Below are 25,161 nucleotides of genomic sequence, written 5' to 3'. Positions count from 1 at the left end.
AATGCGTTATCGTCCCCTGACACGCGCGCTGCTGCTCGGCGCCGCCTTCTTCGCCGCCAGCACCCAGGTGCGCGCGGACCAGCCCACCTCCCCCGCCGTCGGCGAGGCGTGGCAAAAGGCGCAAGGCCTGGTCGCCCGCATGACCCTGGATGAGAAGCTGGGCCAGCTGGTCAACGTGGCGCCCGCCATCCCCCGCCTGGACATCCCCGCCTACAACTGGTGGACGGAATCGCTGCACGGTGCCATCGGCGCCGTCCCCACCACCAACTTCCCGGAGCCCATCGGCCTGGCCGCCACCTTTGACGCGCCGCTGGTGCACGACGTGGCGGGGACCGTCAGCGTGGAGGTGCGCGCCCTGCACACGCTGGGCCGCGCCACCGGCCACCTGGGCCGCATCGGCACCGGGCTGGACACCTGGTCGCCCAACATCAACATCTACCGCGATCCGCGCTGGGGCCGCGGCCAGGAGACCTATGGCGAGGATCCCTATCTGACGGCGCGCCTGGCGGTGGCCTTCGTCGGCGGCATGCAGGGGCCCAACCCCGACCTGCCGGACGTGGTGGCCACACCCAAGCATTTCGCCGTGCACAGCGGCCCGGAATCGACCCGCCATGCCGCCAACGTCTACGTCTCGCCGCACGACCTTGAGGACACCTACCTGCCCGCCTTCCGCGCCGCCATCGTGGAGGCGCGCGCCGGGTCCATCATGTGCGCCTATAACCGCATCGACGGGCAGCCGGCCTGCGCCAGCGACCTTCTGCTGAAGGACCATCTGCGCGGTGCGTGGCACTTCACCGGCTATGTCGTGTCGGACTGCGACGCCGTGAAGGACATCGCCGACAATCATAAATACGCGCCCGACCAGGCCGCCGCGGTGGCCGCCGCCCTGAAGGCCGGGGTGGACAACGAGTGCAACGTCGCCACGCTGTTCGGCGGGGGCGGCGGGCTGGCGGCGCGCTACAAGGAGGCGTACACACGCGGCCTGATCGGCACGGCCGACATCGACCTGGCGCTGGTGCGCCTGTTCTCCGCCCGCTACCGCAACGGCGACCTGCCCGGCCTGGACCGTCCCAAGCAGGACGTGCCCGTCCAGGCCATCGGCACGGCGGAGCACCAGCAGCTGGCGCGCAAGGTGGCCGGTGAAAGCATGGTGCTGCTGAAGAACGACGGCGTGCTGCCCCTGAAGCCCGGCGTCAAGGTGGCGGTGATCGGCCCGCATGGCGATTCCACCCGCGTGCTGCGCGGCAACTATTCCTCCGCCCTGTCGGCCCCGCCCGTGTCGGTGCTGGACGGCCTGCGCCAGGTGATGCCCGGCGCCCGCATCACCCACGTCCCCTTCAATGAGACCGTCATGGACGGTGACCCGGTGCCCACGTCCGCCCTGGTGACGCCCGACGGCAAGCCGGGCGTGCGGGCGCAATATTTCAATGCCAACGGTCCGGTGAAGGCCCCGGCGCCGGACGCGCCCTTCGGCTCCATGCCGCCGCTGGAGGTGACGTCCAAGCCCGTGCTGACGCGGGTCGAGGCTGGCGTAGGCGGCAGCGGCCATGACCAGAAGACGGTGGCGGAGAATTACCGCGTGGTCTGGACGGGCTTCCTGGTGCCGCCCGAATCCGGCACCTATCGCCTGGGCATGACCGGGTTCTCCGGCGGGGAGTTCGAGTTCGACGGCCGCCGCGTGGACCTGGGCACGCCGCTGTGGGGTGACCTGCCCAAGCTGGAAACCGTGACCCTGGAAAAGGGCAAGCGCTATCCCATCCGCGTCGCCACCGACGTGCACAGCATGGGCGGGGTGGAATTCCTGTGGAAGCGGGTAGCACCCGCCGCCGACGGTGACCTAACCGCGGCCGTGGCCGATGCCGACGTCATCGTCGCCGCCGTGGGCCTGAGCGCCGATCTGGAGGGCGAAGAGATGAAGCGCCAGATCGAGGGTTTCGCCGGCGGCGACAAGACCTCCCTCGACCTGCCGTCGGAGCAGCGCCGCCTGTTGCAGGCGGCCAAGGCCACGGGCAAGCCGGTGGTGGTGGTCCTGCTGAACGGCAGCCCGCTGGACCTGTCATGGGCCAAGGACAACGCCGCCGCCATCGTGGAGGCCTGGTACCCCGGTCAGGCGGGGGGCCTGGCCGTCGCCGACGTGCTGTCGGGCAAGACCAACCCGGCCGGCCGCCTGCCGCTGACCTTCTACCGCAGCGTGGCCGACCTGCCGCCCTTCGACGATTACGCCATGACGGGCCGCACCTATCGCTACTTCACCGGCCAGGCGGTCTACCCCTTCGGCTATGGCCTGTCCTACACCCGCTTCGACTACGGCCCCGTGACCGTGGAGCCGACGCACGGCGGCGCCGAGAACGGCGTGCGCGTGACGGCCACGGTGACCAACACCGGCGATCGCGCGGGCGACGAGGTGGCGCAGCTGTACCTGAAGCCGCCCGCGTTCGAGGGGGCGCCGCGCCTGGCGCTGCGTGGCTTCCAGCGCCTGTCCCTGGCGCCGGGCGAAAGCCGCACGGTATCGTTCGAGCTGTCGCCCCGCGACCTCAGCTTCGTCACCCGCGACGGCGACCGCCAGGTCATGGCCGGCACCTACCAGGTCAGCGTCGGTTCCGGCCAGCCGGACAGCGGCGTGCCCGTGAAGCAGGGGCAGTTCGCCACCACGGCGGCGCTGTCCATCGAGCGGTAAGCCCCAAGCCCCAAGTCCCAAGTCCGCGCGCGGCCCAGTCTACGCCTTGCCAGGCTATGCCTTGAAAGACTGGGCCGTGTCGCGCAGCGCCTCGGTGATCAGCAGGCGCATGGCGTCGCGCGCCGCCTCGGCATCGCGGGCGGCGACGGCGTTCAGGACGTAGCGGTGCAGGGGGATGGGGTCGCGCAGCACCACCCCCTCGCGCAGCTTGTGGATGGTGCTCCACCGCACCGCCGCCCCGATGCTGACGGCCAGCGACCCGATGAGCGGATTGCCGCTGGCCTCGAGCAGGGTATCGTGGAAGTCGGCGTCGGCGGTCTGTCCCTTTTCCGCCGCCAGCGTGTGGCGATCCATGATGTCCAGCGCCGCCGTCATGCGGGCCAGCTGTTCCTCGGTGCGCCGCTCCGCCGCCAAGGCGGCTATGCCCGGTTCCACGATCATGCGCAGTTCGAACAGGCTGTAGATGAAGTCCTTGCTGGGCTCGGCCGCGAAATGCCAGGCCAGGACATCGGGATCCAGCAGGTTCCAGCGCGACCGGGCGCAGACCTGGGTGCCGCTTTTGGGCCGGCTCTCCACCAGCCCCTTGGCCGCCAGGATGCGCAACGCCTCGCGATAGGCGGAGCGGGAGACCTTGAATCGCCCGGCGTTGACGATCTCATTCTCCAGGACATCGCCCGGCCGGTAGCGGCCGGTGACGATGTCGGTGCCCAGCTTTCGGGCCAGGGAGCCGTGCAGCCGACCCATCGGGGAACCCCGGCCCAGACGAGTCAGCCCGGCGATCAATTCATCCATACGACAATCCGCCGGCGCTGACGTCCACAGGGCGGCCCCGCGATGGGCCACCGCCAGCACCGTTGTAACATTCGCGGCGGCAACGGCACCAGTCATCGCCGCCGCGGCATCCGTCGACGGACCATCTTGGGTGGGGTCTTTTACCGGGGATCGTAGCCCGGCTTCTTATAAAGGATCGCGGGCTTGTCCACGATGTCGGGCTTGTAGACCGTCTCCACCCAATCCGCGGGATCGACGTCCTCGATGCTGATGGAAACCGATGCCTCGCTGCTGCCCATGTGGGTCATGAGGGTCCGGGTCAGTTCCTCGGCCAGCTTGGCCTTCTGCGTTTCACTGCGGCCGGCGTACATCTTCACGATGATGTGGGGCATGGGTCAGGCGGCTCCGTACAGGTCGGGGTCCATCAGGCGGTCGGCCCTTAGGCGGCCGCTGAACAGGCGTGTGACAGGCCGGCCACTTTAGCAGAGGCCGGGCGCATTCAGGGGGCGCGATCACGCATGGTCTATGAGATGGCCTCAGGCCTGCGGCGGCGTTTCGGGCGACCGGGGCATTTCCCCTTCTGGTTGCTGCACCCGCGAAAAACGCCGGAGTCCCCATGCCGCGCCGCCGTTGTGGGCCGCGCGTCATTGGCTGAGACCGCTCTCACCGGCCCGTTGCCGCCGGAAATGTTGGTACAAATGACACACTCACCCTCTCAAAATCGCAATGTTCAGATTTTTGTCGCCCCTACCCGCACCCTGTGGTAGCGTTACCATTGCATAGGGTTGGGGGCTTTCCACGACAGTGGCGGCTTAGAATTACTCTAGCGAACGGGAGGATGAACGCTGGCCGGCAAATCATGCCGCTTCGCCGCCAGCCATAAGCTACACACGGGATTTTGCATATAAATATGATAGCGCTAACAGCTGCTGTTGGTGCTTCCGTTTTTCTGCGCCCCGTGCCCGGTACCACAAACAAAATCAGTGCCTTCAAAACTAGGGAGGGAAAATATGGTGAGTTTCCAAAGAAAAAAGGGAGCGTCCAAGTCACCGGCAGCGAATTTCCGCACGGCCGTTCTGGCCGGTGTTTCGCTGATGACCATCGCGGGCCTGGCAACGCCGGCATTTGCGCAAACGACTCAGCCCAGCCCCGGCACAGGAACAGGCAAGGGCGGCGCCAATTCCGATACGATGGAAGATATCATCGTCACCGGCATCATCGGGTCTCTGCAACGTAACCTTGACATCAAGCGCGAGGCGGACGGCATCGTCGATGCCATTTCGGCCGAGGACATCGGTAAGTTCCCCGATTCCAACGTCGCGGCCTCGATGCAGCGCATTCCCGGCGTGTCCATCAGCCGCGGCACCAGCAGCATGGGCGGCGTGCCCACCTCCACCGGTGACGCCACCGCCATCACCGTCCGCGGCTTCGGTCCCAGCTTCAACGAAACATTGTTCGACGGCCGTGTGTCCGCCTCGGCCGCCAGTTCCGGCCGCGGTTTCGACTTCAGCTCCGTCAGCTCCGATTTCGTCGGGCAGATCGACGTCCTGAAGTCGCCGGACGCGTCCCTGTCGGCCGGCGCCATCGGCGCCACCGTCAACATCAAGTTCCCCAAGCCGCTGGAGCATTCGGGTTTCCGGGCGGCGGGTTCCGTCTCGGGCTCCTACGCCTCTGACGCGGATGGCGCTTCACCCAACGGCGCTTTCCTGGTCAGCGACACCTTCGCCCACGACACCTTCGGCATCCTGCTGGCCGCTGGCTTCAACGAGACCCAGACCCTGGGCAACCACGTGAACAGCCAGGGCTGGATCGGTACCACCAGCGACAAGTTCGGCAGCCTGGCGTCCGGCACGCCGTCCGGCGTTCCAGCCTGGTTCATCCAGGACTACGGCCTGTACCAGGAACACAGCGACACCATCCGCAAGTCCGGCCGCCTGGCGTTGCAGTGGCAGCCGTCCGACCAGCTTGAAATCACGCTGAACGACGACTTCCAGCGTGAGGACGCCCACCAGAACCAATACGGCTACAGCATCTGGTTCAACTCGGGCGCCCTGCAGAATGTGAAGCTGAACAGTAACGGGTCGGTGACCGACTTCGTTCAGCCCAACACGCCGACCGATTTCCAGGCCCAGTACAACAGCCAGGTCCTGCAGAACAACCTGTACGGCCTGAACGTCAAGTGGACGCCGACCAACAACTGGAAGATCACGGTCGACGCCGCCCGGTCGGAATCCTGGCAGAACCCGGGCGATCAGCTGACCAGCCTGGACGCCGACGTGGGTTACGGCTCCTGCGCCAGCGGCACCTGCATCAACACCAACAATGTGGGCATCACCGGCGTCGCGGCCGGCGCCCTGCCCTACCCCACCGTCTACGGGCCGAACGGCGACGCGTCGCACTTCACCAACGGCTTCATCGGCTCGCACGTCTTCCCGATGAGCTCGACCCGCAACTACAACGTCATCGACCAGGGCAAGGCCGAGGCTGAATGGAAGAGTGGCGACACCACCATCCGCTTCGGCATGCAGTACATCGATAACAAGGAAGACCTGAGCAGCTACGACACCTTCACCAACAGCGATTGGCAGGCGTACAGCGGCTACGGTCCGGCATCGGGCTCGCCCACGGGCGTGGCGCTGCCGCAGGATTGGTTCACCAAGACCTTCAGCACGTCCAACTTCATCCCGGGCTTCGCCAACAACGGCAACCTGCCGCCGCAGATCCTGATGGCCAACCCGGGCCAGATCCTGAACTACCTGCAGTCGCTGGGCAATCCGCAGACGAAGAACATTCCGGGCTTCAACTACGGCTGTTGCACCCCGCCCTTCGACGGCACCTACCGCCTGATCCTGTCCCCGGGTTCCAAGCGCGACATCGAGGAAGAGACCTTCGCCCCCTATGTCGCGGCGACCTTCAAGACCCAGGTGGCGGATATGCCGCTGAAGGTCAACGTGGGCGCCCGCGAGGAAATCACCCACGTGACGTCTTCCGGCCTGGGCCAGACGCCGACCGCCTTCACCGTGACGCCGGGCGACAAGACCGCGTTCACCGTGGCCTACGGTCCCGTCACCACCGTCTCGGGCACCAACAACTACCAGTTCCTGCTGCCCAACCTGGACTTGACCTTGGGCGTCACGGACGACCTGCAGGTGCGCTTCAACGCGTCGCGCACCCTGACCCGTCCGCCGCTCAACAACATGACCCCAGTCTACAGCATCAGCACCCAGCGCGTCGGCACGGTGTCGGCGTCGGGCGGCAATCCGCAGCTGATGCCCTACCTGTCCGACAACGTGGACATCGGCGCCGAGTACTACTACCAGCGCAACTCCTACGTCGCGATCGACGGCTTCATGAAGAGCGTCACGAACTTCGTGGTCGGCGGCACGTCGCAGAAGAGCTTCGCCGGCGTTCTCGACCCGACCACGGGCAAGGACGTCCAGTACGCGTACAGCACCTACCTCAACGGACCGTCGGCCCAGGTCTATGGTCTGGAAATGTCCATCCAGCACGTGTTCGATGACACCGGCTTCGGCTTCCAGGCCAACGCCACCGTCGTCGGCACCGACAAGCCCTATGATCCGAACAACCTGTCGGTCAGCGGCTTCGCGGTCACGGGTCTGGCCAACTCCGCCAACTTCGTCGGCTTCTACGACAAGTACGGGTTCCAGGCGCGTATCGCCGTCAACTGGCGCGATGAGTACCTGGACCACTTCGGCCAGGCGCAGGGCGGTTCCATCTACGGGTCCGAGCCGACCTTCGTCGATCCGGCCTGGGAAGTGGACTTCAGCACCAGCTACGACGTGAACGAGTATGTGAGCGTCTACTTCGAAGCCTTGAACCTGACCAACGAGACCTACTCGACCCATGGCCGGTACAAGGAGCAGCTGCTGGACGCCGTCGCCTACGGGCAGCGGTACACCGTCGGCGCGCACTTCAAGTACTAAGGTTTGTTTGTGAGCGTACCTTCCTCCTAAACTCCTGGGGGGCCGCCGTGGCACGTGGCGGCCCCCTTTTTCCCTCTGAAGGAGCGGGAGAAAGGCCTTACACTGGACCGATACCGGATGCCGCACGTCCCCGCCAGGGAGGGGGGCCGGCGTCCCCGAAAACCAGGATGCCTTCATGGATCGTCCCATCCAGCATATCGTCGTCGTCGGCGGCGGTACCGCCGGCTGGCTGACCGCGGGCGTCATCGCCGCCCGGCACAAGGCGCGCATGGCCTCGGGTTTCAAGGTCACCTTGGTGGAATCCCCCAACGTCGCCATCATCGGCGTGGGCGAGGGCACCTGGCCCACCATGCGCACCACGCTGGAAAAGATGGGCGTGTCGGAGACGGAGTTCTTCCGCCACTGCGACACTGCTTTCAAGCAGGGCGGCAAGTTCGTGGGCTGGACCACCGGCGCCCCGGATGACGCCTATTACCATCCGCTGATGCTGCCGCACGGCTGGTCCCAGGTGAACCTGGTGCCCCATTGGCTGCAGGATGGGCGCGGCCGCACCTTCTCCGCCGCCGTCTGCCCGCAGGAAGCCATTTGCGAGGAAGGCCTGGCGCCCAAGACCATCGCCACCCCCGAATACCGGGGCCTGGCCAACTACGCCTATCACCTGGACGCCGGCAAGTTCGCCAGCTTCATGCAGAAGCACTGCACGGAAAAGCTGGGCGTCCACCATGTCCTGGCCGACGTCACCCAGGTGAAGCAGGATGAAAGCGGCGACATCACCAGCCTGGTGACCGAGCAGGCGGGTGAGATCACCGGCGACATGTTCGTGGACTGCACCGGTTTCCGTGCCCTGCTCATCGAAAAGACCTTGGGGGTGGGCTTCAAGGACTGCCGCGACGTGCTGTTCTGCGACACGGCGCTGGCCGTGCAGGTTCCGCACGAGAGCGACGACGCCCCCCTGGCGTCGCAGACCATCGCCACCGCGCAGTCATCCGGCTGGATCTGGGACATCGCCCTGCCCACCCGGCGCGGCCTGGGCTACGTCTATTCCAGCAACCACATCGATGAGGAGGCGGCGCGGGCCGAGCTGGCGCGCTACGCCGGCACCCAGGCCGAGGCGCGCAAGATCCCCATCCGCTCCGGCCATCGCGAGATGTTCTGGAAAAACAACTGCGTGGCCGTGGGCCTGGCGGCGGGTTTCCTGGAACCGCTGGAAGCTTCCGCCATCATGCTGATCGAGCTGTCGGCCAAGATCATCGCCGACCAGCTGCCGGCCCGCCGCAGCGTCATGGATGTGGTCGCCCGCCGCTTCAACGAGGTGACGCACTACCGCTGGGGCCGCATCATTGATTTCCTGAAGCTGCACTACGTCCTGACCCAGCGGACGGACACGGCGTTCTGGCGCGACAACATCGACCCCGCCTCGACACCGGCACGGCTGCAGGATCTGCTGCGCCTGTGGAAATACCGCGCGCCCTGGTTCCTGGATGAGTTCGACCGGCTGGAGGAAGTGTTCCCCGCCGCCAGCTACCAATACGTGCTGTATGGCATGGGCTTCCGCACCGAGGTGGACCCCGTCGAAAACAGCGCCGACGCCCTCCTGGCCAGCCGCATCATGGAGGAGAACGCGGCCATGGCCCAGAAGATGAGGGCGAACCTGCCCAAGAACCGCGACCTGGTGCGCAAGATCCGCGACCACGGCATGCAATCGATCTGAGCCCGGATGGGACCCATGACCAATATCGCCATCGTGAACGCCCACGCCCACCGCGACCTGCAGGTGAAGGCTAAGGCCAACCCCGCCTTCGACGCCAAGCATTTCGTCACCGTCATTGTGGCCGAGTTCCCCCTGCTGGCCGTCCAGTGCCCCATCCTGCTGTCCAAGGACGCGGAAACCGGCGCCTTCGTCTGTGGCGCCGTGCTGGGTTTCGCCCAGAATGAAAACCTGTTCCTGACCCCGGACGGCTGGCAGGGCTACCGCCCCCTGACCCTGCAGCGCGGCCCCTTCTACACGGTGGGGGAGGATCTGGCCATCGACCTGGACGACGCCCGGGTTGGCACCGACGCCGGCGAGCCGCTGTTCGCGCCGAACGGGGAAATGACCCCCTATCTGCGGGGCATCATCAACGCCATGCAGGAATTACGGCCAGGGCTGGAGCGCACCAAGCGCTTCATCGAGACGCTGATGAACCTGAAGCTGATCGAGCCCATCGACATCAGCCTCAGCTTCGACGACGGCAGCCGGCATGAGCTGGCCAACCTGTACACCATCGATCGCGAGGCCCTGCGCGCCCTGCCCGACGCCGCTGTGCTGGACCTGTTCCGCCGCGGCTATATGCAGCTGATCTACCTGATGATCGCGTCGCTGAAGCACGTGCCCCTGATGGCGGAGCGCAAGAACAAGCAGCTCAGCTCCGGCCCGGCTCCGGCCTGGGGCTGACGGCGGCGTACCCCATGACGACCGAAGTCGCCGACCGCGACGGCCGCACCATCACCTCGCCGGGGCAGTTCCTGGGTGAGGTGGTGGCGGCGGGCCAGCCCCTGATCCTGCGCGGCCTGGTGGCGCATTGGCCGGTGGTGGCGAAGGCCACGCCCGCCGCCCTGCGCGACTATCTCAGCGGCTTCGGACCCGGCACCGTCATGGAGACCTTCGTCGGCCCGCCGGAGATCCGGGGCAAGTATTTCTATGGCGCGGACCTCAAGGGCAACAATTTCGAGCGCCGCACCCTGCGCCTGGGTGAGGCGCTGGACCAGATGGTGAGGACCCTGGATGACCCAGCCTCCCCCACCCTCTACGCCGGGTCGCTGACCCTGGACGAGCATCTGCCGGGCTTCGCGGCGGAGAATGCCATGCCCCTGCTGCCGCCCGGTGTGGCGGGACGCATCTGGCTGGGCCACGCCTCCACCGTCGCCACCCATTACGACGCGTTCGAGAACCTGGCTTGCGTGGTGGCCGGCCAACGGCGTTTCACGTTGTACCCACCGGCGGCCGTAGGCGACCTTTACGTCGGCCCCATCGACAACACCCTGTCGGGCCAGCCCATCAGCCTGGCCGCATCCGACCCTGACAACCCCGCCTATCCGCGCTTCCAGGCAGTCCGCGACCAAGCGCTGGTGGCGGATCTCGAGCCTGGCGACGCCCTGTTCCTGCCCAAGCTGTGGTGGCACCAGGTGGAGGCGACCGCCCCCTTCAACGGCCTGGTCAACTATTGGTGGGACGCCTTCGCCACCGGCCCGGACGCCCCCTTCACCAGCCTGCTTCTGGCCATGATCACGATGGCGGAGCGGCCGGCGGCCGAGCGCCAAGCCTGGCGCGCTTTCTTCGATCACTACGTCTTTCGCCCCGAGGGCCACCCCCTGGCCCACCTGCCAGCGGAGCAGCACGGCGTGCTGGGACCCCTGAAGGCAGGCAACTACGGCCGCATCCGTGCGCGGGTGATGCAATTGCTGCGCGGGGGATAGCCCTTATTCGCCTCGGTCGCCGGACGGTCCCCGCCGGCGCCGATCAATACCCATCATGTCAATGCCCATCATGATTGGGCGGCGCAGTACCGGTCGATGAAGGCCTGATGATGGGGCATGGTCTGGACCACCCGGCCGATCACGTCGTGGATGTTGGCCAGGGCGCCGCGCATCTTCTCCGGATCCAGCAGGTCGGTCAGCGGGTCATAGCGGCGCGGGACCAGGCCCTGGCCGGTGAAGACGTAAAGCCAGCTTTGCTCAGGAAACAGCTCGGTATCCTCGCGCTGGATACGGCCATGGCTCTGGAACAGCTCGATCTTGGACTTCAGGCTGTCCGGCCACTCGATGCCGGCGCAATGGCGCCAGAAGTCCGTATCCCGCCGTTCGTTGGTGGCGTAGTGCAGCACCAGGAAGTCGCGGATGCGCTCATACTCGAACGCCACCATCCTGTTGTAGCGGGCAATGTCCGCAGGCTCGCACCGCCGGTCGGGCAGCATCTGGATGAACAGGGCCAAGCCCCGGTGCACCATGTGAATGCTGGTGGACTCCAGGGGTTCGAGAAAGCCGCTGGCCAGGCCCAGGGACAGGCAGTTGCGCTTCCAGGTTTCACGGCGGCGGCCGGTGACGAAGCGCAGGATGCGGGGGTCGGCCAGGGGCTTGCCCACCAGGTTGGCCAGTAGCGTCTCCCGCGCCGCCTCATCGTCCAGGAAATCGCGGGCGTAGACCACGCCGTTGCCTTCACGGTGCTGCAGCGGAATGCGCCATTGCCAGCCGGCCTCCCGCGCCGTCGCCAGCGTGTAGGAGGGCGGCGCGCCCGCCCGCTCGCTGGGTACGGCGACGGCACTGTCGCACGGCAGGTAGCTTTGCCAGTTCTCATAGCCGGCCTGCAGCGCCTCCTCGATCAGCAGGCCACGGAAGCCGCTGCAGTCAATGAAGAAATCACCTTCGACCCGGCGGCCATCCTCCAGCCTCAGGGCGTCGATGAAGCCATCTTCGGGCCGCAGGTCGACCTTCACCACCTTCCCCTCCACCCGGGTGACGCCCCGCGCCTCGGAATAGGTGCGCAGATATCGGGCGAACAGGGCGGCATCGAAATGCAGGGCGTAGGTGATGCCCTCCAGCGGCGATCCCGGCGCCTTCACGGGGCGCATGAAGCGATTGTGCGCGGCCGCCTGGGCCTGCAGCGAATATTCCTCCAGCGGGGCGGCGGCACCGGCCAGCCGCTGCCGCATCCAGTAGGCGGGGAAGCCTATCCCCTCCATCTCGAAGCCGGTGTGGCCGAAGGGATGGAAATAGGAATGGCCCAGGCGGGTCCAGTCCTGGAAGCGGATGCCCAGCTTGAAGGTGGCGTTGGTCTGGCGGATGAGGTCGTCCTCATCGATGCCCAGCACGCGGATGAAGTTCATGATGGGTGGGATGGTGGCCTCACCCACGCCCACGGTGCCGATCTGTTCGGATTCCACCAGCTGGATATCGCACTTCAGATTGCGCAGGAACCTGGCCAAACTGGCGGCCGCCATCCATCCGGCGGTCCCACCGCCGACGATGACGATGCGGCGCAAGGGGGCGTTGGTAGCGGTATCATCCGAAGGTTGGTGCGAAGTATGCGGCGCGGCCATGCGTTGGGTCCCGGCGATGTCTCTCCCTGTTCCCCCTTTCTATCGTGGCGCGACACGGGGCGTCACAACTTTTTGTGGCGCACCCCATAAATCGCCGAAAGACTTGAAGCCGGCGGGCTTAGTCGCCAAATTGGCGGCCATGCGCTGGTTGCTCGCCCTTCTGCTGCTGTTCACGGCGGTGTTCGACGGCCCGTCCCTGACCGAGATGGCGGGCGGCGCGCCGACGTGCGGCATCGTCCAGGAGCATGTGGCCGTGGACGGGGCGCCCGACCCCACCGATGGCCTGCGCCACAGCGCCGTGCATTTCCACGCCGGCCAGGGCCCCTGCGGCCATGTCCATGTGGCCGACGCCGTCGGGCCCACGTTTATGCCGGGGCCTAGCGTCACGGTGCGCCTGGCGGCCCTTCCGCCGCTGGACCAGCCCTATACCACCCGCGCCCTGGCCCCGCCGGACCGCCCCCCGGCCGCCTGATCGATCCCCCGCGCGCTTTCGCGTCCTAGCGCCGCCCCCAGGGGCGGCCCGATCGATCCTGCTTGTCCGGAGCCTTTATGCGCATCCCGATCCTCGGGCTGGCCACGGCGCTTGCCGTGGGCCTGGCCATCCCCCTATGGCCCGCCTGGGCCACACCCCCAAACGATACCTCCCTCACCGCCCTGATCGCCCAGGCGCTGGCCACAAACCCGCGCCTGAAGGCTGCCGAGGCCCGCGCGGCCGCCGCCCAGGGCGACGTGATGCAGGCCGGCGTCCTGCCCAATCCGCAGTTCTCGCTGCAAACGGAAAACCTGGCCGGGTCCGGCCCCTATCGTGGCACCCGCGCCATGGAAACCACCATAGGCCTGAACCAGCTGGTGGAGCTGGGCGGCAAGCGCGGCAGCCGCCGGGCGGTGGCCACGGCGGCCGAGAGCCGCGCCCGCCTGGACGCCGACATCGTGCGCCTGGACCTGGTTCGTGACGTGCGCGTGGCCCATGCCGCCCTGTTGGCCGCCACGGCTCGCCGCGCCATCGTGGAGGAACAGCGCGGCCTGGCGGCGGAAACCGCCCGCGCGGTCGCGGCCCGGGTGCGGTCCGGCCACGACAGCGCCATCCAGGAGGACCGCGCCGCCACCGACCTGCGCCAGGCGGAGATCGAGGCGGCCCGCGCCGTGCGGGACGAGACCGCCGCCCGCCGCAGCCTGGCACTACTGGTGGGCGGCCCGGTGCCGCCGCTGGATCCGGCCGCCTTGCGCGACTTGGGCGCCGCGTTGCCCGTCGCTGCCGGCGGGACCACCCCCGACGTGGCCCGCTGGCGGGCGGAGGTGGGCCGCACCCGCGCCGCCATCGCCGTGGAGCAGGCACGGGCCGTGCCTGATGTGACCGTGGGCGCCGGCGTGCGCCGCTTCAACGATGGGCGCGACACCGCCCTGGTGCTGGGCGTCACGATCCCCATCCCGGCCTTCGACACAAACCGGGGCGGAATCCATCGCGCCTATCAGGAGAGCACCGAGGCGGAGATGGAATTGGACCGCGCCACCCGTGACCAGGACACCGCCCTGGCCATCGCGCGGGACCGCGTGGCGGTGGCCAGGGCCGAGGCCGAGACCCTGGCAGGGCAGGTCGTCCCCGGGGCGGAGCAGGCCGCCGCCGCGACCCGAGAAGGCTACCGCCAGGGCAAGTTCCCCTACCTGGATGTGCTGGACGCCCAGCGCACCCTGCTGGCCGCCCGCCTGACCCTGGTCGCCGCCTACCAGGACTATCACCAGAGCCGTGCCGACCTGGACCGGCTGACCGGCGCCGAGGAGGCCCAGCCATGATCCGTATCTCCACGCAGACCCTGGCACGCCTGGGCGCCGGTGCGCTGGCCCTGGGCGGGCTGGCCATCTGGATCGCCACCGGCGAGGCGCCCAAAGGTCAGGAACCCGCCGCCCATGAGGCGCATGACGACGGGCTGGTGCGCCTGACGGCGGAGCAAGCCAAGGCCGCCGGCATCACCACCGCCATCGCCGGCCCCGGCCGCCTGGTCCGCCAGGTGCGCGTCACCGCCACGGTGACGGCCGACCAGGACCACATCGTCCATATCGCCCCCCGCATCGCCGGTGTGGTGGCGGAGGCGCGCAAGAAGCTGGGCGACGCCGTCGCGGCCGGCGAAGTGCTGGCCCTGATCGACAGTACGGAGGTCGCGGACGCCCGCGCCGAGTATCTGGCGGCACGGGAAAACGAAGAGCTGGCCCGCACCACGGCGGCGCGGGAGGAGGCGCTGTGGCGCCAGCGCATCTCGCCCGAGCGCGATTACCTCCAGGCCAAGGCGGCGGCGGCGGAAGCCGGCATCCGCACCGGCCGCGCCCGCCACAGCCTGCAAGCCTTGGGGCTGGATGAAACCAGCGTGAGGTCCAAGAGTGCCAATCTGCAGAGGCTGGACCTGCGCAGCCCCATCGCCGGGCACGTCATCGCCCGGGGCGCCACCCGGGGCGACCGCCTGGCGGCCGACGCCGACGCCTATGTCGTGGCCGACCTGGCCAGCCTGTCCCTGACCTTCCCCGTCTATGCCCGCGACCTGCCCTTCGTGGCGGTGGGCAAGGAACTGGGTGTCAGCGGCGCGGACGGCCGCACGGCCACCGCCCGCGTCACCCATGTCGGTCCCGTGCTGGATCCGGCCACCGGCGCCGCCCCCGTGGTGGCGACCCTGGAAAATCCGGACGGGTCCTGGCGGCCCGGCGATTTCGCCACCGGCACCCTGGCGGCGGACGCGCAAGCGGCCGCCCTGCTGGTGCCGGAGGACGCGGTGGTGACGCTGGAGGGCCGGACCCAGGTGTTCGTGCCCGTCCCCGGCGGCTATGAGCGGCGCCCTGTCACCCTGGGCCGGGGCGATGGCACCCGCGTGGAAGTGCTGGCCGGCCTTAAGCCCGGCGACAGCGTCGCCGCCGGCAACGCCTTCATCCTAAAGGCGGAAGCTGGCAAGGGCGACGCCGGCCACGACGAGTGAGCCCAGCGGCATGCATGCCGCTGTAGGACGCGACTGCGTCCGCCGCAGCATTCCGGGAAACGCAGTGGACCGGAATGCGAGGAAAGCCAAGTCGCCGGATGGCGACGCCCGGCGCCTGAGGGGGCGGCTGACCGGCCACGGTCGGACGCCGCACGTATAAAGGATTATCCATGCTTGAGTACATCCTCACCCTGTCCGTGCGCCACCGCTGGATGGTGGTGGCGCTGGCCCTGCTGGCAATGGCCGTGGGCGGCTGGACGGCCCTGCGCTTGCCCATCGACGCCGTGCCCGACATCACCAACAAGCAGGTGCAGATCAACACCACCGCCCCGGCCCTGTCGCCGGTGGAGGTGGAGAAGCAGGTGACCTTCCCCATCGAGACGGCGCTGGCGGGCATCCCAGGGTTGGAGGGCACCCGCTCGCTGTCGCGCAACGGCTTCTCCCAGGTCACCGCCCTGTTCGCCGAGAACGTGGACATCTACTTCGCCCGCCAGCAGGTCGGGGAACGACTGGGCGAGGCCAAGGCGGCCCTGCCCGAGGGGGCGGAACCCCATATGGGGGCGCTGTCCACGGGCCTGGGCGAGGTCGCCATGTGGACCGTGTCCCTGACCCCCTTTGATTCCGCCAAGATCAAGCCGGGCGCCGCCGGCTGGCAGGCGGACGGCAGCTACCGCACGCCGGAGGGTGAGGTGCTGGCCACGGAGGCGCAACGGGCGACCTACCTGCGCACCGTGCAGGACTGGATCATCCGCCCGCAGGTGAAGGGCGTGCCCGGCATCGCCGGGGTGGACGCCATCGGCGGGTACGTGAAGCAGTACCAGGTGGCGCCGGATCCGCAGCGGCTGGCCGCCCGGGGCCTGACCCTGACGGATGTCGCACAGGCGCTGGAGCGCAACAACACCAGCGCCGGCGCGGGCTATCTGGAACGGCGGGGGGAGGCCTACGTGGTGCGGGCTGATGGCCGCCTGCGCGATACGGAGGACATCGCCGCCGTGCCCATCGCGACCCGTGACGGAACCCCCGTCCTGCTGCGCGACGTGGCCGCCGTGACCCTGGGCCATGAACTGCGCAGCGGCAGCGCCAGCGAAAATGGCCGTGAGGTGGTGGTGGGCACCGCCCTGATGCGAGTGGGGGGCAACAGCCGCACGGCGGCCGCGGCCGTGACGGCCAAGCTGGCCGACGTCGCCCGCACCCTGCCCCCCGACATCAAGGCGGAGGTGGTGCTGAACCGCACCAAGCTGGTGGATGCCACCATCCACACCGTGGGCAAGAACCTGGCGGAGGGCGCCCTGCTGGTGATCGTGGTGCTGTTCGCCCTGCTGGGTAATGTCCGCGCCGCCTTGATCACCGCCGCCATCATCCCCGTGACCATGCTGCTGACGGCCATGGGCATGGTGGAGGCCGGCATCAGCGCCAACCTGATGAGCCTGGGCGCGCTGGACTTCGGCCTGATCGTCGACGGCGCCGTCATCATCGCGGAGAATTGCCTGCGCCGCCTGGGCCACCGCCAGCAGGCCCTGGGCCGCCCCCTGGCGACACCGGAGCGGCTGGCGGAGGTGGTGGCCGCCTCGACGGAAATGATCCGCCCGTCCGTATACGGCCAGGCCATCATCATCCTGGTCTATGTGCCGCTGCTGACCTTCACCGGGGTGGAGGGCAAGATGTTCCAGCCCATGGCCCTGACGGTCATCACCGCCCTCGTGGCCGCCTTCGTCCTGTCCCTGACCCTGGTGCCGGCGCTGATCGCCCTGGTCATCACGGGGCCGGTCAATGAGAAGGAGAACCGCGTGGTGGCGCAGGCCAAGGGCTGGTACGCGCCCATCCTGGAAAGGGCCTTGGCGGCACCCTCGCCCTGGATCTTCGGTGCCGCCTGCCTGTTCCTGGCCAGCGTGGGCCTGTTCACCCGCATGGGGCAGGAATTCATCCCCACGCTGGATGAGCAGGACATCGCCGTGCAGGCGGTGCGCATCCCCAGCACCTCGCTGTCCCAATCCACCGCCATGCAAAGGGAGGTGGAGCAGGCGGTGGGCGCGATGCCGGAGGTGGCCTTCGTCTTTTCCAAGACGGGCACGGCGGAGATGGCGGCGGACCCCATGCCGCCCAACGCGTCCGACACCTTCATCATCCTGAAGCCGCGCGCGCAATGGCCCGACCCGGCCTTGCCCAAGGCCGCGCTGGTGGCCCGCGTCGAGGCGGCGTTGGGCCAATTGCCCGGCAACGCCTATGAGTTCACGCAGCCCATCCAGATGCGCTTCAACGAGCTGATCTCCGGCGTGCGCAGCGACGTGGCGGTGAAGCTGTACGGCGATGACTTCGAGGCCCTGCAGGCCTCGGCCAACCGCATCGCCGGCGTGCTGCAGGGCATCGCCGGCGCGGCCGACGTGCGGGTGGACCAGGCGGCAGGCCTGCCCACCCTGGACATCCGTATCGACCGCCAGACCGCCGCCCGCTTCGGCCTCAGTGCCCAGGACGTGCAGGACGTCGTGGCCATGGCCGTGGGCGGGCGGGCCGCCGGCCAGGTGTTCGAGGGCGACCGCCGCTTCGACGTCACCGTGCGGTTGGCCGACCCCTTGCGCAACGACCTGGACACCTTGCGCGCCCTGCCGGTGCCCTTGCCCGGCCAGGGCAAGGAGGGCCCGCGCTTCGTGCCGCTGGGCACCATCGCCAGCTTCACCTTGGCGGAAGGGCCCAACCAGATCGGGCGGGAGGACGGCAAGCGGCGCATTGTCATCCAGGCCAATGTGCGCGGCCGGGATATCGGCAGCTTCGTTACCGAGGCGCAGGCGCGGCTGGCCACGGTGTCTCTGCCGCCCGGCTATTGGGTGGCATGGGGTGGGCAGTTCGAGAATCTGGCGGCGGCGCGCGACCGGCTGGCGGTGGTGGTGCCGGCCTGCTTCGCCGCCATCTTCCTGCTGCTTTACGGCGCCTTGGGCTCGGCCCGAGACGCCGGGCTGGTGTTCAGCGGCGTGCCGCTGGCCCTGACCGGCGGCATCGCGGCCCTGTGGCTGCGCGGCATGCCCTTCTCCATCTCCGCCGCCGTGGGCTTCATCGCCCTGTCCGGCATCGCGGTGCTGAACGGCCTGGTCATGGTGTCCTTCATCCGCCAGGCCATCGCCGATGGCGACGATCCCCTGGCCGCCATCCGCGACGGAGCGCTGACCCGCCTGCGGCCGGTGCTGATGACGGCGCTGGTGGCCTCGCTGGGGTTCGTGCCCATGGCCCTGGCCACCGGCCCGGGGGCGGAGGTGCAGCGGCCGCTGGCCACGGTCGTCATCGGCGGCCTGATCAGCGCCACGGCGCTGACCCTGGTCGTCCTGCCCGCCCTCTACCGCCGCTTCGCCGTGCCCCGTGAGCTGGGAACGGTGACGGCGGTCCCGACGCCGGCGGAGTAAGGGAACCCGGCGTCCCCTCCGGCGGTTTCCTGGGGTCTAACGCCGCAGGAGATCGCCGGATGGCGCCGCGTTCGTTCTGGAAGGGCTATCTCAAGCTGTCCCTGGTCACCTGCCAGGTGGCCATGACGCCGGCCACGTCGGAGAACGAGAAGGTCCGCTTCCACACCCTGAACCGCGAGACGGGCAACCGGGTGATCAGCCATTATGTCGACGCCGTCACCGGCAAGCCGGTGGACGAGGACGATGAGGCCAAGGGCTACCCCAGGGGCGAGGATGATTACCTGATTCTGGAGGATGACGAACTGGACGCGGTGGCGCTGGAAAGCACCCGCACCATCGACATCGAGATGTTCGTGCCGCGCGACAGCATCGAATGGATTTGGTACGACACCCCCCACTACCTGACGCCCAGCGATCCGGTGGGGGAGGAGGCGTTCTCCGTCATCCGCGAGGCCATGGCCGCCACCGGCAAGGTCGGCATCTCCCGTCTGGTGATGTACCGGCGGGAACGGGCCGTGATGCTGGAGCCGCAAGGCAAGGGCATCATCGTGTGGACCCTGCGCTACGGCGATGAGGTGCGCGACGCGGAAGCCTACTTCGGCGGCATCCGCGAGGAGAAGCCCGAGCCCAAGCTCATGTCCCTGGTCAAGACCCTGATCGAGGAGCGCACGCGGCCATGGAACCCTTCGCTGGTGGGCGACCCCGTGCAGGACCGCCTGCTGGACCTGATCGCCGCCAAGAAGAAGGGCCGCAAGCGCCCCGCCAAGGCCAAGGCGCCCGAGACCGACACGCCCAGCAACGTCATCAACATCATGGACGCGCTGAAGAAAAGCCTGGCCGCCGAGGGCAAGGGCGCGCCCAAGCGACGGTAGGCCCGTCCGCTCAGGCGTACGGCACGGCCTGGAATTCGGGCAATGCCTCGGCCCGGTCGGACAAGCAGACCAGGCCGGGATGCTTGGCCGGGTCGATCAGGCCCGGGGCCATGTTCTGGGCGAAATACCAGGCGACGGCGGTGGTGATGTCGGCCTGGTTGGGACGGTCGCCGCCCATCCAGGCACCGCCATCCCCCACCTCGCGCTCCAGCAGGTCGAAGGCGGTGATGGCCTGGGCGCGCACCCGCTCCAGCCAGGGTTGGTGCTGCTTGTCCTCGGGGCGCAGTTCCAGCTCATAGACCACCTGCACGGTCTTCTCGCACGCCACCAGCGCCAGGCCGATAAGGCGCTGGGCCCGGATGAAGGCGGCGGAGTCGGCGGGCATGAGACGCTTGTCCGCTGGCACCAGTCGTTCCAGCGCGTCCAGGATCAATGTGCTGTCCATCAGTACCGTGCCGTCGTCCAGCACCAGGGTCGGTGCCTTCACCACGGGGTTGATGGCGGCGAAGGTGTCGTAGTGGCGGAAGACGGACACGCGCTCATGCTCGAAAGGCAGGCCCATGGCCACCAGCGAGATCCCGACACGGCGGACATAGGGTGAATCCGGCATTCCGATCAGGCGCATGGCGGGGGTCTCCTGAGGCTATTGGGAGGCGCATTCTGCCTGAAACCGGGCGCGGCGCCAGCCCCTTGACCCGCCGCCCCTAACCGGCCCGCTTGCGCGCCGGCCTTTTCGCCCCCTCCAGGGGCCGGGCCGCCGCCCGGAAATCCGCCCAGGGGTCGGCGGAGAGGGCGGCCAGCCGCGTGGGCGCCGTCATTACCGTGAAATAGGCGGGGCCGACGGCCGGGCTCAGTTCCTCCCACGCCAGGGGCATGGAGACGGCAGCACCGGGCCGCGCGCGGGTGGAATACGCCGCAACCGCCGTGGCACCCCGCTGGTTGCGCAGATAGTCGACCAGGATCTTGCCGGTGCGCTTGGCCTTGGTGATGGTGGCCACGAAACGGTCCGGGCTGTCGGCGGCCATGGCGTCGGCGATGCCCTTGGTGAAGGCCTTCACGGCCGGCCAGTCAGCCTGGGGCTTCAACGGCGCCACCACATGCAGGCCCTTGCCGCCCGTGGTCTTGACGAAGGCCGCCAGGCCCGCCTGCTCCAGCCTGTCCTTGACCTCGCGCGCGGCGTCGATGACCGCCTGCCATACCACGCCCTCCCCCGGGTCCAGGTCCAGGGTTATGGTGTCCGGCCGCTCCCAGTCCTTGAGCGTCGAACCCCAAGGGTGGATTTCCAGCACCGCCGCCTGCACCAGGCCCAGCAGGCCATCCAGGTCGTTGATGGCTATCAGCGGCCCCTCCGCTGGCTCGGTCGGGTCGGGCACCTGGACGATGGCTTTGCTCAGCCCCTTCCAGGCATGCTTCTGAAAGAATTTCTCACCGGCGATGCCGTTGGGGCAGCGCAGCAGAGCCAGCGGCCGGCCGACGATGAACGGGGCGATGGACCGCCATATCTCCGTGTAATAGTCGGCCAGGCCGGCCTTGGTCACCCCCTCGTCCGGCCAATAGAGGCGGTCGGGATGGCTCAGCTTCAGCAGGGGCTTGGGCTCCGCGCCGCCCGCCGCGCGGGCGGTTCCTGCCGGCGCATTGGCGGCTGGTTCACGCACGACGTCTTTCGGGTCCTTGTCTTCCCGCAGGCCGCGGAAAGCGGCATGCCGGATGTTACCGTCGCCCGTCCAGGTGCGGAAGTCCACCTCCGCCACCAACTCCGGCCGGACGTAGCGCACCAGCCGCCGTTCCTCCGCCGTCAGGGTGTCGTCGAAGGGGCTGTCCTGCACCCGCATGCGTTCCAGCCGGCGGAACAATTCTTCCGCTACCGAAACGGTATAGCCGGTGCCGACGCGACCGACGTGGCGCAATTTGCCCTCGTCATAGACCCCCATGACCAGGGAGCCGATGGCGCGGCGGGCGGTGGTGGAGGGGACATAGCCCGCCACCACGAATTCCTGCCGGTTGCCGCACTTGGACTTGATCCAGCCCTTGCCCCGACCCGGCCTGTAGGCGGCGTCTCGCACCTTGGAGACGATGCCTTCCAGGCTCAGGCGGCAGGCGTGGTTCAGCACCAGGCCGCCGGACTCATCGAAATGCTCGCTGTACCGCAGGGGATCGCCGGCTTCCGCCAGCAGGTCCTTCAGGGCCGCCTTGCGCCGTTCCAGCCCTACGCCGCGCAGATCCCGGTCCTCCAGATAGAGAAGGTCGAAGGCGTAGAACAGGAAGCGGTCGCTGCGGCCCTCGCTGAGGTCGGCCTGCAAAGCGGAGAAGTCGGAGGCGCCGGCCGCGTTTTCCACCACCAGTTCGCCATCGATCAGTGCCTTGCCCACCGGCAGCGCCGCCAGCGCCTCCGGCACTGCCTTGCCGAACTTCTTGGTCCAGTCCAGGCCGCCCCGGGTCAGCAGCTTCACCCGCCCCGCCTCGACGCGCGCCTGCAGGCGGTAGCCGTCGAACTTGATCTCATGCACCCAGCGCTCCCCCACCGGGGGCTTGGCCTGCAGCGTGGCCAGAGCTGGCTCCACGAAATCCGGCAGCGGGCCGGCTTTGGCCCCCTTCAGGGTGGGCGCCGCCGGCGTTTGCGCGCTCTTGGGCACGGCCTTACGGGTCGGCACGCGGGCCTTCTTCTCGATCTTGCCCGTTTTGGAGGACCAGCCCGGTTCCTCCCCCGCCACCTCATTGATGACGCGGCCCGTCTTCACCGATTCCGGGCGCTCCTCCAGGATGTCGGGGTCGCCCTCGCCGCGCGCGGCCTCATCCTCGCCCTTGATCAGCAGCCAATTCTCGCGCTTCTCCCCCGGCCGCTTGTGCATGCGCACCAGGTGCCAGTGGCCGCCCAGCTTTTCCCCGTGCAGCTCGAAATCCAGATGGCCTTTGGCATAGCCCTTGTGGGCGTCGCCGATGGGGGACCACTCCCCCCGGTCCCAGACGATGACCGTCCCGCCGCCGTATTCGCCCTTGGGGATGGTGCCTTCGAAGTCGCCATAGTCCAGCGGGTGGTCCTCGACATGGACGGCCAGGCGCTTTTCGCCGGGCACCAGGCTGGGCCCGCGGGTGACGGCCCAGCTTTTCAGCACGCCGTCCATCTCCAGCCGAAAATCATAATGCAGGCGGGTGGCGTCATGCTTCTGGATGACGAAGCTGTGGCCCGCCTTGCGGCCTTTGCGCCCGCCCTCGCGTCCCCGGGGCTCAGGCGTGGCGGTGAAGTCGCGCTTCTTGTGGTAGGTTTCCAGCGCCATGGCTCAGCTGGCCTTCCGTCGGGCGGGGGCCGCCGCCCGGGTGGAGCGCGGTTTGCTGCGGTTGGCGTTGGATGCCTCCTTCTTGGCCACCGGCTTGCCGGCCAGCCCCGCGCTTTCCCGCAAGGCCGCCATGAGGTCGGTGGTCTTGGCCGGCGGCGCCCGTTTCCGCGCCGGCGGCGCCTTGCCCTCCAGCTTGGCCTTCACCAGGTCGGCCAACGCCGCCTCGTACCGGTCGTCGAAGTCCGCCGGCTTGAAGACACCCTTCTTGGTCTCGATGATGTGCCTGGCCAGGTCCAGCATCTCGCCCTCGATCTTGATGTCGGCGATCTCATCGAAGGCCTGGGCGGCCGACCGCACCTCATAATCGAAGTTCAGGGTGGTGGCGATCAGGCCGGCGCCATGGGCGCGGACCAGCACGGTGCGCACCCGGCGGAACAGCACCGTCTGCGCCAGCGCCGCCACCTTTTTGGCGCGCATGCCCTCACGGATCAGGGCGAAGGCCTCGTCCGCGTGCCGGTCGCTGGGCGCCAGGTAATAGGGTTTGTCGAAATAGACGTCGTCGATGTCGGCGCAGGGGATGAAGGCCAGGACGGACAAGGTCTTGTCGCTTTCCGGCACGACGGCCGCCACCTCATCCGGCTCCAGCACCACATAGTCGCCGCGGGCGACCTCATACCCCTTCACCTGGTCCTCGCGGTCCACCGGCTTGCCCGTCTCGCTGTCCACGAACTGCCGGTGCACGCGGTGCCCCGTGGCCCGGTTGACCGTATGGAAGGCGATCCGTTCGGAGGAAGAGGCGGCGGTGTAGAGCGCCACCGGGCAGCTGACCTCCCCGATCTTCAGGAACCCCTTCCAGTTCGCCCTGGGTGCCATGGCCGCCGCCTTCCACGTTAGAATGACGACTCAACGCCGGCGGCGGCGTGCGGGTTCCGGGAACCTTGGGCGGCGGGGGACGGTTTAACGCGCGCCATCAGCGGGGCCATCAGCGGGGGAGATCCGAGCGTGAAGCTGTTCAACTGCCAGTCTTGCGGCCAGATGCTGTATTTCGAGAACCGCGTCTGCGAGCGCTGCGGCCACCGGCTGGGCTATCTGCCCGATGACGACAAAATGCATGCGGTCGAGGCGGCAGGGGACGCCTGGCACGCCCTGGGCGCGCCTGAGCAGCTTTACAAGTTTTGCGCCAACGCGGAGTTCGACGCCTGCAATTGGCTGCTGCCGGCGGGGTCGGAGGAAACCTTGTGCGTCGCCTGTCGCCACAACCGCACCATCCCCGACGTGTCCTGCCCCACGGCACTGGCCCAGTGGCGCAAGATCGAGCTGGCCAAGCACCGCCTGTTCTACACCCTGATCAGGCTGGGCCTGCCCCTGGCCAACCGGACGGACGACCCGGAGGGCGGCTTGGCCTTCGACTTCCTGGAGGACCCACCCCAGGGGGCATCCGAAGGCGCGATCATGACCGGACATGACAACGGCCTGATAACATTGGCCTTGAAGGAGGCCGACGATGCGGAGCGAGAGACGCGCCGCACCCAGCTGCATGAGCCCTACCGCACCCTGCTGGGCCATTTCCGGCATGAGATCGGCCATTACTATTGGGACCGGCTGGTGCGTGATGAGGACAGGCTGGACGCCTGCCGCGCCCTGTTCGGCGATGACCGGCAGGATTACGGCGCCGCCCTGCAACGCCACTACGACCAGGGCGCCCCGGCCGACTGGCAGCAGAATTTCATCAGCGCCTATGCCGCCAGCCACCCGTGGGAGGATTTTGCCGAGACCTGGGCGCACTACCTGCATATCATCGACACGCTGGAAACGGCCCACGCCTTTGGTGTACGGGTGCGCCCCGCGGTGGACCGCACCGGCGACCTGTCCGCCAAGGTCGACTTCAACCCCTATCGCCACGGCACCATCGCCGACATCGTGGAGGCTTGGCTGCCCATCGCCTTCGCCGTCAACAATATCAACCGCAGCATGGGACAGGTGGACTTCTATCCCTTCATCCTGACCCCGGCCGTCATCGCCAAGCTGGGTTTCATCCATGATCTGGTGGGCGCCGACCGGACGGCCAAAGCGGCGGCGTGAGGGTTTCCGGCCATCGTTCCGGCACCGCATCTGTCTCGCCAGGACAGATGCGACTTTTCTTGTGACTTGCCGATTGTCACAGGCCAGACTGGGGTGTAATCCGACAGCGATGT

Annotated in this window: 17 protein-coding genes; 11 read left to right on the top strand and 6 right to left on the bottom strand. The window is 68.2% G+C overall.

Going from position 1 to position 25,161, the window contains the following annotated elements; translation table 11 throughout:
• The first annotated feature begins 1 nt into the window (after window position 1).
• A complete protein-coding gene (locus FBZ88_RS06230) occupies window positions 2-2,677 on the top strand; it encodes a glycoside hydrolase family 3 C-terminal domain-containing protein (RefSeq protein WP_246138526.1) in 2,676 nt (891 codons plus the stop codon).
• A gap of 54 nt (window positions 2,678-2,731) precedes the next feature.
• Here FBZ88_RS06230 and FBZ88_RS06225 read toward each other — a convergent pair whose 3' ends face one another.
• Window positions 2,732-3,565, bottom strand: coding sequence for a FadR/GntR family transcriptional regulator (locus FBZ88_RS06225; protein ID WP_246138525.1), 834 nt, complete (start codon window positions 3,563-3,565; stop codon window positions 2,732-2,734).
• Window positions 3,566-3,609: 44 nt separating this feature from the next.
• Complete coding sequence (locus FBZ88_RS06220; protein WP_145615913.1) at window positions 3,610-3,840, bottom strand: tautomerase family protein; 231 nt, start codon at window positions 3,838-3,840, stop codon at window positions 3,610-3,612.
• A 798-nt stretch (window positions 3,841-4,638) separates the two neighbouring features.
• On the opposite strand from FBZ88_RS06220, the gene FBZ88_RS06215 reads away from it, so the two are divergent.
• The 4 genes from FBZ88_RS06215 (at window position 4,639) to FBZ88_RS06200 (ending at window position 10,848) form a co-directional block, all read left to right on the top strand.
• Window positions 4,639-7,392 (top strand): TonB-dependent receptor, encoded by a 2,754-nt coding sequence (locus FBZ88_RS06215; RefSeq protein WP_211102547.1) that lies wholly within the window; start codon window positions 4,639-4,641, stop codon window positions 7,390-7,392.
• A 175-nt stretch (window positions 7,393-7,567) separates the two neighbouring features.
• The gene (locus FBZ88_RS06210) at window positions 7,568-9,103 is read left to right on the top strand and encodes a tryptophan halogenase family protein (protein ID WP_145615911.1); all 1,536 of its coding nucleotides are present in this window, start codon (window positions 7,568-7,570) and stop codon (window positions 9,101-9,103) included.
• A gap of 15 nt (window positions 9,104-9,118) precedes the next feature.
• Complete coding sequence (locus tag FBZ88_RS06205; RefSeq protein WP_186464235.1) at window positions 9,119-9,826, top strand: SapC family protein; 708 nt, start codon at window positions 9,119-9,121, stop codon at window positions 9,824-9,826.
• A gap of 14 nt (window positions 9,827-9,840) precedes the next feature.
• A complete protein-coding gene (locus FBZ88_RS06200; RefSeq protein ID WP_145615909.1) occupies window positions 9,841-10,848 on the top strand; it encodes a cupin-like domain-containing protein in 1,008 nt (335 codons plus the stop codon).
• Window positions 10,849-10,916: 68 nt separating this feature from the next.
• Here the strand turns inward: FBZ88_RS06200 and FBZ88_RS06195 are convergent, their stop codons facing one another.
• Complete coding sequence (locus FBZ88_RS06195; RefSeq protein ID WP_186464234.1) at window positions 10,917-12,467, bottom strand: tryptophan halogenase family protein; 1,551 nt, start codon at window positions 12,465-12,467, stop codon at window positions 10,917-10,919.
• A gap of 139 nt (window positions 12,468-12,606) precedes the next feature.
• Here FBZ88_RS06195 and FBZ88_RS06190 point away from each other — a divergent pair, with 139 nt between their 5' ends.
• From FBZ88_RS06190 to ku (FBZ88_RS06170), 5 genes are all read left to right on the top strand, one after another.
• Window positions 12,607-12,939 carry a hypothetical protein gene (locus tag FBZ88_RS06190; RefSeq protein WP_145615908.1) on the top strand — a complete coding sequence of 111 codons (333 nt, stop codon included), beginning with the start codon at window positions 12,607-12,609 and terminating at the stop codon, window positions 12,937-12,939.
• A gap of 77 nt (window positions 12,940-13,016) precedes the next feature.
• Window positions 13,017-14,258, top strand: coding sequence for a TolC family protein (locus FBZ88_RS06185; protein WP_145615907.1), 1,242 nt, complete (start codon window positions 13,017-13,019; stop codon window positions 14,256-14,258).
• The gene (locus FBZ88_RS06180; protein WP_145615906.1) at window positions 14,255-15,427 is read left to right on the top strand and encodes an efflux RND transporter periplasmic adaptor subunit; all 1,173 of its coding nucleotides are present in this window, start codon (window positions 14,255-14,257) and stop codon (window positions 15,425-15,427) included. Before FBZ88_RS06185 ends, FBZ88_RS06180 begins: the two co-directional genes overlap by 4 nt.
• A 170-nt stretch (window positions 15,428-15,597) precedes the next feature.
• Entirely contained in the window at window positions 15,598-18,819 is a 3,222-nt protein-coding gene (locus tag FBZ88_RS06175) for an efflux RND transporter permease subunit (protein WP_145615905.1), read from the top strand.
• Between the two features lie 59 nt (window positions 18,820-18,878).
• Complete coding sequence (gene ku / locus FBZ88_RS06170) at window positions 18,879-19,691, top strand: non-homologous end joining protein Ku (protein WP_145615904.1); 813 nt, start codon at window positions 18,879-18,881, stop codon at window positions 19,689-19,691.
• A 10-nt stretch (window positions 19,692-19,701) separates the two neighbouring features.
• On the opposite strand, the gene FBZ88_RS06165 is transcribed toward ku (FBZ88_RS06170), so the two are convergent.
• The 3 genes from FBZ88_RS06165 to ku (FBZ88_RS06155) all read right to left on the bottom strand — a co-directional run bounded on the left by FBZ88_RS06165 (window position 19,702) and on the right by ku (FBZ88_RS06155) (window position 23,839).
• On the bottom strand, window positions 19,702-20,316 hold the full coding sequence (locus tag FBZ88_RS06165; RefSeq protein ID WP_145615903.1) for a glutathione S-transferase family protein: 615 nt from the start codon (window positions 20,314-20,316) through the stop codon (window positions 19,702-19,704).
• 79 nt (window positions 20,317-20,395) lie between these two features.
• On the bottom strand, window positions 20,396-22,966 hold the full coding sequence (gene ligD / locus FBZ88_RS06160; RefSeq protein ID WP_145615902.1) for a DNA ligase D: 2,571 nt from the start codon (window positions 22,964-22,966) through the stop codon (window positions 20,396-20,398).
• Window positions 22,967-22,969: 3 nt separating this feature from the next.
• On the bottom strand, window positions 22,970-23,839 hold the full coding sequence (ku, locus tag FBZ88_RS06155) for a non-homologous end joining protein Ku (RefSeq protein WP_145615901.1): 870 nt from the start codon (window positions 23,837-23,839) through the stop codon (window positions 22,970-22,972).
• Window positions 23,840-23,968: 129 nt separating this feature from the next.
• On the opposite strand from ku (FBZ88_RS06155), the gene FBZ88_RS06150 reads away from it, so the two are divergent.
• Entirely contained in the window at window positions 23,969-25,048 is a 1,080-nt protein-coding gene (locus FBZ88_RS06150) for a zinc-binding metallopeptidase family protein (protein ID WP_145615900.1), read from the top strand.
• Window positions 25,049-25,161 lie beyond the last annotated feature (113 nt).

The organism is Nitrospirillum bahiense, from assembly GCF_007828025.1.
GTDB lineage: Bacteria > Pseudomonadota > Alphaproteobacteria > Azospirillales > Azospirillaceae > Nitrospirillum > Nitrospirillum amazonense.
The sequence above is the reverse complement of the archived record's forward strand: the minus strand, read 5'-3'. Positions and strand labels throughout refer to the sequence as shown.